The 12,803-nt window shown below is 45.5% G+C and carries 10 protein-coding genes; 3 read left to right on the top strand and 7 right to left on the bottom strand.

Translation table 11 applies throughout. The features are described from left to right. Positions 1–280 precede the first annotated feature (280 nt). Together AC060N_RS19415 and AC060N_RS19410 are read right to left on the bottom strand one after the other, a co-directional pair. On the bottom strand, positions 281–658 hold the full coding sequence (locus tag AC060N_RS19415) for a GxxExxY protein (RefSeq protein WP_479525159.1): 378 nt from the start codon (positions 656–658) through the stop codon (positions 281–283). A gap of 300 nt (positions 659–958) precedes the next feature. Then, positions 959–2,287: an efflux RND transporter periplasmic adaptor subunit gene (locus tag AC060N_RS19410; protein WP_479525158.1), complete on the bottom strand. Its 1,329-nt coding sequence runs from the start codon at positions 2,285–2,287 to the stop codon at positions 959–961. Positions 2,288–2,577: 290 nt separating this feature from the next. On the opposite strand from AC060N_RS19410, the gene AC060N_RS19405 reads away from it, so the two are divergent. Then, on the top strand, positions 2,578–4,782 hold the full coding sequence (locus AC060N_RS19405) for an alpha-galactosidase (protein WP_479525157.1): 2,205 nt from the start codon (positions 2,578–2,580) through the stop codon (positions 4,780–4,782). A gap of 88 nt (positions 4,783–4,870) precedes the next feature. On the opposite strand, the gene AC060N_RS19400 is transcribed toward AC060N_RS19405, so the two are convergent. The 5 genes from AC060N_RS19400 to AC060N_RS19380 all read right to left on the bottom strand — a co-directional run bounded on the left by AC060N_RS19400 (position 4,871) and on the right by AC060N_RS19380 (position 10,775). Continuing rightward, positions 4,871–6,226 (bottom strand): TolC family protein, encoded by a 1,356-nt coding sequence (locus tag AC060N_RS19400; RefSeq protein ID WP_479525156.1) that lies wholly within the window; start codon positions 6,224–6,226, stop codon positions 4,871–4,873. 78 nt (positions 6,227–6,304) lie between these two features. Further along, complete coding sequence (locus tag AC060N_RS19395) at positions 6,305–7,408, bottom strand: efflux RND transporter periplasmic adaptor subunit (protein WP_479525155.1); 1,104 nt, start codon at positions 7,406–7,408, stop codon at positions 6,305–6,307. Positions 7,409–7,465: 57 nt separating this feature from the next. Beyond that, positions 7,466–8,734 (bottom strand): ABC transporter permease, encoded by a 1,269-nt coding sequence (locus AC060N_RS19390; protein ID WP_153640602.1) that lies wholly within the window; start codon positions 8,732–8,734, stop codon positions 7,466–7,468. Positions 8,735–8,788: 54 nt separating this feature from the next. Further along, the gene (locus tag AC060N_RS19385) at positions 8,789–10,045 is read right to left on the bottom strand and encodes an ABC transporter permease (protein WP_479525154.1); all 1,257 of its coding nucleotides are present in this window, start codon (positions 10,043–10,045) and stop codon (positions 8,789–8,791) included. Next, the gene (locus AC060N_RS19380) at positions 10,038–10,775 is read right to left on the bottom strand and encodes an ABC transporter ATP-binding protein (RefSeq protein ID WP_106540704.1); all 738 of its coding nucleotides are present in this window, start codon (positions 10,773–10,775) and stop codon (positions 10,038–10,040) included. Before AC060N_RS19380 ends, AC060N_RS19385 begins: the two co-directional genes overlap by 8 nt. 504 nt (positions 10,776–11,279) lie before the next feature. On the opposite strand from AC060N_RS19380, the gene AC060N_RS19375 reads away from it, so the two are divergent. Further along, the gene (locus tag AC060N_RS19375) at positions 11,280–12,032 is read left to right on the top strand and encodes a hypothetical protein (RefSeq protein WP_479525153.1); all 753 of its coding nucleotides are present in this window, start codon (positions 11,280–11,282) and stop codon (positions 12,030–12,032) included. Continuing rightward, a complete protein-coding gene (locus AC060N_RS19370) occupies positions 12,022–12,801 on the top strand; it encodes a peptidase MA family metallohydrolase (RefSeq protein ID WP_479525152.1) in 780 nt (259 codons plus the stop codon). Before AC060N_RS19375 ends, AC060N_RS19370 begins: the two co-directional genes overlap by 11 nt. Positions 12,802–12,803: the final 2 nt, after the last annotated feature.

Genomic DNA, 12,803 nt, shown 5'->3' with positions numbered 1-12,803 from the left:
TGTTTTATTTATAGAGGCTCCAATTGAGTGGCAAAAACCGTGATAATGGGTTATACCCTAAATACTCTCTGGCTTTAACTCAAACGTATGTAGTTCTTAATACGCAAATTAGGTTTAAAACCTGGTCCTTTGCTAAAGGTAACGCTACATACGGGAGTCTCTTATTTATGCTATGAGTATAACCAAACTTACTCCTCTATTAAAATGCAAGTCTAACGGTCCTTTGCGTGGAATCTTTTAACCTCTTAATAAAGCATCACTGAAAAAACAATCAACCGTTTCAAAGTCCATTCACTATTCGGTGTATGTTTTCTTTCAGAATTTTGCTGTTGAAGTTCAATAGCAATCCCAAACGCAACTCTGACAACTTTAGATACGTTAATACCTGCGCAAAATGAACCGGAGCTAGTTGTTCCACAGCTTTGATTTCAATAATTACTTTGTTTTCAACTAAAAGGTCAATTCGATAGCCAACATCTTGCTTTACTCCTTTATAGATAAAAGGCATAGGAACCTGTTGTTTGACGTTGAGACCAGCTAATCGTAAATCATAAGCAAGTGCATTCTCGTATGCCGATTCCAACAGACCCGGGCCAATACTTTTATGAATGCAGATAGCCGTTCCAATAACTTTGTGCGAGATTTCGTTTTCTGTCATAAGATTCAGTCTGGTAACAGTTTCCTTTTTGGGGGGAACTTTTTGATCCCACGCAAAGTGCGCTAAGAACCACAAAGCCCGCAGAGGGGGCCCATGTTAAGTAGGAATTTTCGCTGAAAGAGATTGGTGAATCCGATTTTTAAATATTCCCATCTTTTCTTTGCGTTCTCCGCGTGTTCAACCTTTGCGCTCTCTGCGAGGAGCCTTTTAATTTGATGAAACCGCGTTGCGCAGGCTCAGGCGGTCACGATGTATCGTGCCCCTACAGCGTGGACTTGTCTTATTTATCGTATAGAATCGCTATTTCTTCGTCTTATACAACTCGTCAATTGGAACGACTTCGACGGCCATGGAGTCTTTTAGGGTACGCGAAATCAGTCCGTAGGGAGCGGTAACAACCTCTTCACCACCTTTCAGTCCATCCTCTATTTCGATGTTGACATTGTCCTGAATACCGGTTTTGACCTGCTTCTCACGAACCACGCCATCATTGTACACGAATACAACCTCATGTTGCTTCGCTTCCGGTTTGGGTTGTTCATTCCCGTTGTCGCTTGTTTCCTCGTCATTGACCTGTTGAAGACCTGCGGTTTCGGCTTTGGCTTCTCCGGTTTCGCTACGTGTGGTAACGGCCTGGATGGGGACGGTAATCACGCCGTTCCGGGTGTTGGTCCGGATATCGACGGTTGCAGACATTCCCGGTAGGAAAGGATAGCGCTCCGATTGTTTCTTCAGCAAATCATCGTACGAACTTTGCAGCAGTAAAATCTTCACATCGAAATTGGTTACCTGGTCGGTTGAGGTACCGGATATATTAGCCGAACTCGCTATTTCAGTCACAATTCCTTTGAACTTCCGGTTCACATAGGCGTCAATTTCTACCGATGCGGTATCGCCCAACTGAACTTTCACAATGTCGTTCTCATTGACTTCAACCTTTACCTCCATGCTGTTGAGGTTGGCAACCGTCATCAGCTCGGTACCGGCAAACTGATTGGTTCCCACAACGCGTTCCCCTTTTTCGACGTTGAGTTTCGAAATCGTTCCCGAGATAGGAGCATAGATTTTGGTTTTCGTCAGGTTTTCTTCCGATTCCTGTACACTTGATTCGGCACTCTTTACCAGGAAACGAGCGGCTTCAACTTCCGAAACAGCGACTTTATAAGCAGCTTCCGCCGATTGGTAATCGGCCTGCGAAATGGTTTGCCGTTTGAAAAGTTGTTTCGAGCGATCGAAAGCCAGTTTCTTTTCGGTGAGTTGGGCCTCCGATTGTGCTAACCGCGCTTTTTGGGTATTCAGGCTGGCACGTGACCGGTTGAGGTTGGAAATGTAAATATCGGGCTTGATAACGGCCAGCAGGTCACCTTCTTTTACTTCGTCACCCTCCTTCACAGGAAGTTCAATAATTTCACCGGGAACTTCCGGACTGATTTTTACCTCGGTTTGCGGCTCAATCTTTCCGTTTGCCGTAATGAGCTCAGTGATATCTTTCTTCTCTGCTTTTTCAACGGCTACCCGGGTAGCAAAATCTTTTCCGAACCAGCCGGCTTTTTTACCTATGATAAGCAGAATGATAAGTGCAAAAGCCAGGATGATAAGCAGACGAAAATTCCTTTTTTTCTTCTTCATACGGGTTACGGTGTTAATTGACTATTTGGTTTGCCACAGAACGAAAGTAAGTTCCTTAAAGTTACAATTATTTGCCTTTAACCGAAAAGCAACGGTGTATGAACATAAACTATTTTTTAAGTTCTATATAAAGAGATAATCCGTTAGAGGTCCGGCTAAAGAGCTATTTTAAAGGCGAAAAATAGTTCAAGGGAATTAGTTTCTTGCTGGAACTTATGGATTATGTTTAAATTTGGGGATATTGTATATCATACATTTTGATTCAACCTAAGAATAAAAATAACTGACACATGAAGCGACGAACACGATTTCTCCGGAAAACCGGATTGTTGGCGGCATTTCTTACTTTGCCATTTATGGTATTGCAAGCTGAAGCACAGACTATCCCGGTTGAAACAGCTCACAATGCCTTGATTCTTCAGGTGACCAAAGGGAAAAATGTCAACATGATTTACTACGGAAAGAAACTTTCCTCACCTGGCGAATATGCTCAAATTCCCGGGGAGTACCGACAAGCACAGGACTACACCGGCATGTACGACGCTGCTTATACGCCTTCGGGATCGCGCAACCTGCTGGAACCTGCCATCACAGTTACTCATTCCGACGGGAACAATTCGTTGGCACTAAAATATGTTAGCCATCAGGTAAAAAAGGTGAGCAATGATGTTTCGTTGCTGAGTGTGGAACTCAAAGATCCGGTGTACGATTTTGAGGTAACCCTTTACTATAAGTCATATTTCAAAGAAGATGTCATCGAGCAATGGAGCGTAATAGATCATCACGAGAAGGGAAATGTGGAGCTGCACAAATTTGCATCGGCGAATCTTTGTCTCAAAGGGAAGAGTTACTGGCTCCGGCAATTTCATGGCGATTGGGCCAAAGAGATGCAGCCCGAAGTATCGAAACTGACGCACGGTATCAAAACGCTGGACACTAAGTTGGGCACCCGTGCCGATCTGTTTCATCCACCGGTTTTCATGGTTTCGCTTAACAAACCTTCCACCGAGGATGAAGGAGAGGTACTTTATGGTGCACTGGAGTGGAGTGGAAATTTTCGTTTCGATCTGGAAGTTGATCCGCAGGACAACCTGCGCATCATTGCCGGAATGAACAACTACGCATCGACGTATTCGCTCAAGCCCGGGGAAGAGTTTAAAACGCCGCCGTTTATCACAGTGCTTTCCAGTAAAGGAAAAGGAGAGGCCAGCCGGCAATTGCAGGACTGGGCCCGCAAATACCAGATTATGGATGGCGAAGGCTCCCGCCTGACGTTGCTCAATAACTGGGAATCGACCTTCTTCGATTTCAATGAAGATAAATTGAAGGCGCTAATTAAGGATACCCGGAAGTTGGGTGTCGACCTGTTTTTGCTTGACGATGGCTGGTTTGGAAATAAATATCCGCGGAACAGCGACCATGCTGGCCTGGGCGACTGGCAGGCCAACAAAAAGAAACTGCCCGATGGTGTTTTCTCGTTGGTAAAAGAGGCAACCAAAGACAGTGTGAAGTTTGGTATTTGGATTGAGCCTGAAATGGTGAATCCGAAAAGCGAATTGTACCATCAGCATCCCGACTGGATCATCAAACAGCCCGACCGGCCCGAATATTACTTCCGGAATCAGTTGGTGCTGGATATGAGCAATCCGAAAGTGCAGGATTTCGTGTATCATATTGTGGACAACTTACTGACGAAAAATCCGGGATTGGCCTATTTTAAGTGGGATTGCAACTCGGTGATTTATAACGCGCATTCATCCTATTTGGGTAACCAGTCGCATTTGTACATCGATTATGTGCGGGGACTGTATAAAGTGTTGGACCGTATCCGGAAGAAATATCCGCACATCCCGATGATGTTATGCTCAGGAGGCGGTGGTCGTGTCGATTACGGGGCCCTGAAGTATTTTACCGAATTCTGGCCCAGCGATAATACCGATCCGCTCGAACGTATCTTTATTCAGTGGGAATATTCCTATTTCTATCCGGCCGTTGCTACCAGCAATCACGTGACCGCCTGGGGCAAACAACCACTGAAATTCCGTACGGATGTGGCCATGATGGGCAAACTGGGATTTGATATCGATATCAGCCATTTGAATGATAAGGACCTTCGGTTTTGCCGCGAGGCTGTGAAAACTTACGATTCGTTCAAGAACATTGTCTGGCACGGAGACCAGTATCGTCTGGCCGATCCGTTTACCAACGAGGTGGCATCGGTGATGTATGTCGATAAGGCAAAATCTTCGGGGGTAGTTTTCAGCTACCTGGTGAATAACAGGTTTGGAAAAGGGAGCAAGTTGCCGATTCGTTTCAAAGGGCTGGATGCATCGAAGAAATACCGGATTGAAGAAATTAACCTTTATCCGGGTACGAAATCGACATTGAAACCCAATCAGGTTTTTAGCGGCGATTTCCTGATGCAAATCGGATTTAATCCTGATGTGAATGCACAGCGAACCAGTGTCGTTCTGAAACTAGAGGAAGTGAAATAATTCTTCTTCCTGGTAAGATAAAAAGAAAGCCGCCCGATTGCTCAGGCGGCTTTTTATATGGAATAAAGTTTTCACAAAATCTTTCGGATTACAATTCAATGGGAATTCCGCGGTAAAAGTCGAGGATTTTGGTGCGGAAAATGAATTCGTACTTGGCTTGCAGCAAATCCGATTGTGCTTTGGCCAGGTTGTTCTTTGCCTGGTTGTACTCCAATGCGTTCACCAGACCAACATTGTATTTCTCTTCCGAATAACGGAAAGCTTCCTGCATGGCTGCTACCGCCTTCTGGTTCGATGTGTACCGGTTCAGCGCTGCAATGGCATTGGTTTCAGCCGTTTCGATGTCCTTTCGGAGAACCTTCTTGGAATTTTCTACATCGAGTTGTTTGCTGAGTACATCGATTTTGGCGTTATCGATATTGGTCTTGTTTTGCAGACGATTGAAAATCGGTATGTTCATCTGAAGACCAAAACCTTTTCGCTGGTTGTTGCTCAGCTGATCACTGAACGGAATCTTATCGCCGTTCAAATCGGTGTATTTATTGTTGTACGAGTTATAATAAAAGCCATACGCCGTGATGGTCGGATAATTAGCTCCTTTGGCAGCCTTCAGTTGATATTGCGAGCTCTGCAGTTTGTATTCTGACGATTTAACGTCCGGCCACAATGCCAGGGCTCTCTTGTATATCTCAGTTGCTGAAACGAGGGAAGCCTCCGCTTTAATCTCGGGTAATTCCGGCTTCTGAATGTCGAAATTCTTGTAAGAATCAAGTTCGAGCAACTGAGCCAGTTTCAGGTAATTCAACTTCAGCTGATTTTGGTTATCCACCAGGGTCAATTCCTCTTTGGCCGCCTGTGCCTGGATATCCAGCAAACTGCCTTTGGCCAGAGCTCCGGCATCCACCTTTTCCTGGGTTTGCTGAATCTGTTGTTTCGTAACAGCCAGCTGTTCCTGTGAAACTTTTACCAACTCTTGCGAGAAAAGGATCTCCAGATAAGCAGAGGCGATATTCATGGTAATGTCATCCTTCGCCTTTTGCAAATCCTCCATCGAAGCCTTCAGATCAAACTGACTCTTTTTGATGTTGTTGTTGATCTGAAAACCCTGAAAGATTGGAACATTTGTATTCAGATTCAGGTCACTTTCCGAGGAGTTGATATTCTCGTACGTGTTATTGTAGGTCAACGAACGACCATAGTTCTGGTTTTGCGAAGCCTGTGCACTCAGGCTGGGAAAACGGTCGGTTTTGGCTTTACTCAATAAATTTTCCTGGTATTGTGTGCTCAACTCGCTTTGTTTAACCTGGATATTGTTTTGAATGGCATAGTCAATACACTCTTTCAGCGACCAGGCATCAGGTGTGTCCTGTGTATCCTGTGCTTTCAATATGTTGCTAATGCTTACCAGTATTAAAAAAGCGATGGCATAGATTAGTCGACTCATGGATTATAATTTTTTATTTCGACGTTATGCTAATTTACTCAATCGTTTTGGGTGTTGCCCCTTTCGGGGAAATTATTTTTAACTATTCTGCGATCCCGGCTCTACTTTGGCACCTTTCAGGTGGTCATCCTTGGTAATTCCGTCCTTGATTTCGATGTTGATGCCATCGGACAGACCGGTTTTCACGTAGCGTTTCTCGTATTGTTGCGGCTGAGTCTCCACTTCTACGTAAGCCGAATCGTTATCAAACTGCAGCAAACCTTCCGGAACAGCCAGTACGCTGTCGCGACGAGCGAGTACAATATCGGCATTGGCACTGTATCCTGCACGGATGAACTGGTCCTTCTTCAGGTTGACCTTCGCCTTAATTTCGAACTGAATAGCTCCGTTTTCTTCTTCCCCTTTCGGTGAAATGTATTCCAACGTCGCATCAAATTTCTCATTCTCGATGGCCCCGATGGTCAGCTCAATGGGCATGCCCTCCCTGATTTTTCCAACTTCGGTCTCATCAACTTTCCCGTCGAAAATCATGTCATTCATATCGGCCAGCGTGGCAATGGTGGTTCCGTCGTTGAATGTGTTCGACTGGATAACCGAATTTCCCACTTTCACCGGTACGTCGAGCACCATACCTGTGATGGTAGCGCGAATCAATGTGTTGGTTGTTTTCTCCGAGCTTTTGGTTACCCCTTTGCGAATCAAATCGAGGTTGTTTTCGGCAGCTTCCACTTCGGCTTTGGCTCCTTCGTATGCAATTTTCGACTTCTGGTAATCTTCACGGGAAACCACTTGTTTCTTAAATAGTTTCGAAACGCGATCGTAATCCAGTTGCGCATCTTCCATGCTGATTTTGGACTTGGCAACGCGGGCTTCTGCGGCATTCAGGTTCACCATATCAGGAATGATTTTTACCTTCGCCAGAATATCGCCTTCTTTTACTTTGTCGCCCGCTTGTACATAGAGTTTTTGGATAATTCCTGATACCTGCGGTTTTACTTCCACCTCTTTTCGCGGAACTACCGAACCGGTAGCCACCGTCTTTTGAATGATATTGGTAATCAGTGGAGTTTCATCTTTAAATACTTCTGGTTTTGCCTGCGATTTTTGGTACAGGAAACCCAGTGTTCCGAGGAATATAGCCCCCAGTAAAACGAATCCGAAGATTTTGAAAAACTTTTTCATTTTAGGCAGATTTTGTGGTTTATTCTACTTGATATTATTTATCTCTTCATGCGTTGATTACTCGTCGCGTAACGCGTCGATAGGTTTGATTTGCAGAGCCCGCTTGGCCGGAATAGAGCCGGCAAACAATCCTGCCAGAATCAATACGGCTAATGCAGCAAGTGCTACCGGAAGATCGACAGTCGGATCTTTATAGAACATGCCGTCTCCACTGCTATTCATTTTTGCCAAAACGTTGCTGATAAGCTCCAGGAGCCCGACGCCCAATGACAGTCCGATGTATCCGGCCAGGGTGGTCAGAACCACACTTTCGAGTACAATTTGGGAAATGATGGTTTTGGGTGTTGCACCCAGGGCACGCTGTATTCCAATTTCACGGGTACGTTCTTTCACGATTACCAACATGATGTTACTTACACCAATTACGCCGGCCATTAATGTGCCGATACCCACAATCCAGGTCAGAATGCTGATGCCGAGGAAAAGGCCGTTCATCTGTTTGAATTGCTTCTCGATGTTCACACTTCTGAGTGCCTGGTCATCATTCGGGGCGATGTAGTGCCGCTTCTTGATGATGCTTGTAATTTGATCTTCCAGGCTACTAACCGAAACACCTTTTTTTGAAGTGACAGCAATCAGGTGAACTTCGTTGCCATAATTATATGCTTGTTGCATGGTGGTGAATGGAAGGAAGATGGTCTCTTCCTTCCGTCCGTTAAAGTTGACGCGGGTTTCGGGTTTCAGTACCCCGATGACCTGGAAATATACGCCCGACACTTTGAGATACTTCCCGATAGGGTTCTCGTTTTTATCGAACATACTTTCCTCAACTTTTTCACCAATCACACACACTTTTCTTTTGTCAAGTATATCAATTTCGTTGATCCAGCGGCCTTTTACCATGGTAACCGGGTCAATTTTGGTATAAACCGGGTAGTCGCCCACGATACTGAAGGCGCCGGTACGATTGTCGCGAACGGTGTTATCGCCGCTGCGTTCCCGCCATCCAAAGAGTTTTGGAGCCAGGTATTTAATGCCTTGAACGTGATCTTCGATATAGGTGACATCGGTTGAGTTCATATTCCAGAAACGGCCGCGTTTGAAGCCTTTGTAAGGCTCGCCGGTTCGCTGTGTCCACATGAAAGCGGAGTTAACAGCAAACTTGGATACACCGTCGTAAATACCGTGTTTCAATCCGTTTCCGGCCCCGGTCATGACAATCAACATGAAGATTCCCCAGAAAACCCCAAAGGCGGTGAGAAAGCTCCTGAGTTTGTTCTTCGTCAGGGCGTTCCATATTTCGTTCCAGCGTTCAATGTCAAACATGATCAGGATTTTATGCAGGTTATTGATTTCTTGATTCTGAGTAGTCCCTTTAGTTTATTCATCACGAAGGGCTTCAATGGGTTTTACACTGGCCGCCTTTTTAGCGGGAATGTATCCGGCAATGGCTCCTGAAAGAATCAGGATTAAGGTGGCTGTAATAGCCGTTCCAAAGTCCACTGTCGGATTGCGGAAGAAGATTCCGTCGCCACCACCCGAGGCGAATGCCTGTTCGAGTCCGTAATTTACGACCTCCATAATACCGACTCCCATAGTTAATCCGATATATCCGGCTACGGTGGTAATCAGGATGGACTCCATCAGGATAAGACCGATGACAGAGCGGGGAGATGCCCCCAGCGCTTTACGGACACCAATTTCGCGGGTTCGTTCTTTCACGAGGATGAGCATGATGTTGCTGACACCCACAATTCCGGCAATCAAGGTCCCGATACCGATGACCCATACGAATATTTTGATTCCCTGGAAAATCTTCATGGTACGCAGGTATTCTGTCAACATGTTGAAGGCACCCATCGCACGTTTATCATCCGGATTGAATTTGTGACGCTGTGCCAGTGCTTCGCGAACTTCCGAGGTAATCGCTTCAGCTTGTTTTTCCGAGGTGACCATTTTCGTGGTAACGGCAAAACTGTGTACCCGGTTACCTCCGTTGAAAATGCGCTGAGCAGTAGAAACCGGCATGTAGGCTGTACGGTCATTGCGGTTATCCGGATCGTGACAAACACCAACCACTTTGAATGGAACATCGTTGACCTTGATGTATTTTCCGATGGGATCTTCTTCTTTGAATAGCGCCTTGGCTATATCTTTTCCGATGACAATCGATTTCCGGAAGTCGGTAATATCCTTGTGGTTGATGAAGCGACCTTTATTCAGTTTTATATTTTCTACGTCCTGGAGTGCCGGATGGCAGGTAACTGTTGTGAATGACCCGTATTCATTTCCGTAGGCATAATTCGTATCACCTGGTAGATAGAAGCGGGAAGAAACTTCGTCGAGTCCACTCACTTTATTCTTAAGGAAGGTATAGTCCCGGTTGTTAAAACGGATAGGACGCCCGGTTTTCATTCCTTTATACGGCATACTGGTTTCACCGGTCCAGATCCACATCGCGTTGACGGCGTTGCTGGCAAACTCCTGTTTAACGCCATTCTGCAACCCGTTTCCCGAACCGAGCAGTATCATCAACATGAAGATACCCCACGCTACCGAGAAACCGGTGAGAAAAGTACGGAGCTTGTTCTTCCGGATGGTGCTGAATATTTCTTGCCAAACATCGATATCAAACATGATGCTCTGATTTATTAATGTTCCGGTTATACTGTGCCTGGAAGGACTTCAAATCGCCGTTTTTAATGATTTCTTCAATCACGCCGTCTTTCAGTCGGATAATTTTGTGGGTCATAGCGGCAATATCATATTCGTGGGTAACGATAATGACGGTAATTCCCTCCTCATTGATCTGCTTCAAATGTTCCATCACTTCGTAAGACGTTTGGGTATCGAGCGCACCAGTAGGCTCATCTGCCAGAATGATCCGTGGTTTGGAAATCAGTGCACGGGCGATGGCAACGCGCTGACGCTGTCCTCCGGAAAGCTCATTGGGCATGTGATGGGCCCATGGTTTCAACCCCAGTTTATCCAGGTACTCCATAGCCATCTGGTTCCGTTTGCGCCGTGAAACACCCTTATAGTATAGCGGTAAGGCTACATTCTCCATCGCATTCTTGAAGGAGATAAGGTTAAACGACTGAAAGATGAATCCAATCATTTTGTTACGCGTCCGGGCGGCCTGGGTCTCGTTCAGGTCCTGCATCAGATGACCGTCGAGAGAATAAGCCCCTTCATCATAATTGTCGAGGATGCCGAGGATATTCAACAAAGTCGACTTGCCGGAACCCGATGAGCCCATGATGGAAACAAATTCTCCCTCCTCTATTTCCAGGTTCAGGCCTTTCAGAACGTGCAGGCTGTTATTCCCCGTTACGTACGACTTGTGTAAGTTGTTGATCTGTATCATTTTTCCAGGTTTTGTTTTTGGTTGGGAACAGTTGTGCGGAAGATTATTCGTATAAAGATTAACTCCGGAAGGTTAGACTGACACCAGAGCGAAATAGTTACAACAAATGATGGATAATTTTCCACGTTATACGTTACATCCCGAAATGGCTTTTACCAATAGACGTGCCAAAGGATATAAATAACACAAAATGAGGGGTGAAGCATATTCTGTTCAATTGAGGCTGTGTGAATATATTGTACGGAATCGAACTGGGGGTGTACGATTTCGTACGGCTGTTCGTCTTTTGAGTTGAGAACTATTACCCGATAGTTGTTTGGACAATGAAACTGTCAATAAGAAGGCTTGATTTGCTTAAAAACTTATTATATTTAAAGCTTTCAGCGGATTTCCAAATTCGTACAGTATCCTCTGCACTCCATGCAAAAATAAGTAAGTCCAAATGGAATGTGCAGCCTATTGCGCATTCTGATAGGGTATTATTGTGTAATTAATCACGGACGATTGAAAAGAAAACTGTTTTTATTATCAGTCTTTGTGTTAGCTTTACCTGCCATCAGCAGGGCCGAAGGCTGGGGATGGAGTGTTGGCGGAGGCTACTCGCGGTTGGACTATTCACATGAAAGACAATCGAGTCCTGCAGGATTTTACGGAAGTTCTCTTTTTCCGGAAATAAGTCTGTTTAAATCGGGAGAGAGGCACGATGATTTGCTGCGGTTTAGCATGTGGAATTTCAGCAAATGGAAATACAGCAACAGCCACGAATCGGCGCCGGAGCAGGAGATGCTAAAACTGTTGGTTGACTGGGAACACCATCGCTATCTGACCAAGAGTGAAAATTCGTTGTTTCGGTTTTATGCCGGGCCAACGGCAGGTGTGAACTACCGGAGTTGGAACCTGAATTATGCGGGCGGTACCGATTTGACTTACCACCTGGCAGGTGTCAGGGGTGGTGCTGTTTTGGGAACTGTCGTGCACATTTTACCGGGAATAACTGCTAACTTGCAGACTAATGGAAGAGGAATGGTCGGCTGGTACTCAAGTAGTCCGAAATACTACGCCAACAGCACTGGTGTTGAGAGTGGGTTTTCATTGGGCTTAAAAGCCGAAGCCGGTATTCAACTGACCAACCGCATGCAACTTTGTCCCCGTTGGTCGTATATTTATAGTCGCGATTACAATAAACGGTACAGTTTAATGTTATCAGAACAACGGTGGTCCGTTTCATTAAAGTTTAGGCCTTTCCATGCGAAGTAAGTATTTGCTGATAGCTATAGTGCTGGTTCTCCAGGCATGCTCGCTGATTCCCGATACCGGCGAGATGGAATCGCATGGGACGTGGTTACAGGCCAAGTCGGAACACTACGTGTACTATTACCGGCCGAATTCTGCTGCGGCTGCCGATATCGACAAAATCGAGGCGGAGCAGGAACGTGTTTTCACACAGTTGAATAAACTGCTGGGGACGAACTACAATCAAAAAATCCATGCCTATATTTTTAATGATCTGGCGGATGCCGGATTTACGGACAAAACCGGCCAGGCTTTTCCTATCCTCAACACAATAGAAGTAATTTATGGTCTGGATGGCTATACCATTGGTAAGCGGGGAATCTCGGCTCACGAAGTCGCACATATCATCACCTTTAATGGCTGGGGACCGACCGATTTACGTATCCTGAGTGAGGGAATTGCTGTTTATATGGAGCATGCAACCTACGATAGCGAAGCAGACTATGGCAGTTCACAAATGATTGTAGCGGCGTTGAGTGCTCATGGTAACTTGCCCGATATAGAAAGTCTGGCCAGTGATTTTGAAAAGTTCGATACCAATATCTCCTATCCGGTTTCGGGTTCATTTGCAGGCTATATCATTCGTCGTTTTGGGATGGAAAAGTTCCGCAAGTTGTTTACCGAAGGGCGAAGCGATCATTTTGCTGAAGATTTCCAATCGGTTTACGATGTTTCACTTGCAGATGTGGAGAATACCTGGAGTCATCAGTCGGACAAATCGCTGGCTCAGTAAAA

This window comes from Prolixibacter sp. DSM 2831 (assembly GCF_056493735.1).
Note: the sequence above shows the minus strand (reverse complement) of the source record. Positions and strands in the feature narration are given on the sequence as shown.

Coding starts and splice junctions, on each gene's coding strand:
- AC060N_RS19415 (WP_479525159.1), bottom strand. CDS start 658: ATGACAGAAAACGAAATCTCGCACAAAGTTATTGGAACGGCTATCTGC.
- AC060N_RS19410 (WP_479525158.1), bottom strand. CDS start 2,287: ATGAAGAAGAAAAAAAGGAATTTTCGTCTGCTTATCATCCTGGCTTTT.
- AC060N_RS19405 (WP_479525157.1), top strand. CDS start 2,578: ATGAAGCGACGAACACGATTTCTCCGGAAAACCGGATTGTTGGCGGCA.
- AC060N_RS19400 (WP_479525156.1), bottom strand. CDS start 6,226: ATGAGTCGACTAATCTATGCCATCGCTTTTTTAATACTGGTAAGCATT.
- AC060N_RS19395 (WP_479525155.1), bottom strand. CDS start 7,408: ATGAAAAAGTTTTTCAAAATCTTCGGATTCGTTTTACTGGGGGCTATA.
- AC060N_RS19390 (WP_153640602.1), bottom strand. CDS start 8,734: ATGTTTGACATTGAACGCTGGAACGAAATATGGAACGCCCTGACGAAG.
- AC060N_RS19385 (WP_479525154.1), bottom strand. CDS start 10,045: ATGTTTGATATCGATGTTTGGCAAGAAATATTCAGCACCATCCGGAAG.
- AC060N_RS19380 (WP_106540704.1), bottom strand. CDS start 10,775: ATGATACAGATCAACAACTTACACAAGTCGTACGTAACGGGGAATAAC.
- AC060N_RS19370 (WP_479525152.1), top strand. CDS start 12,022: ATGCGAAGTAAGTATTTGCTGATAGCTATAGTGCTGGTTCTCCAGGCA.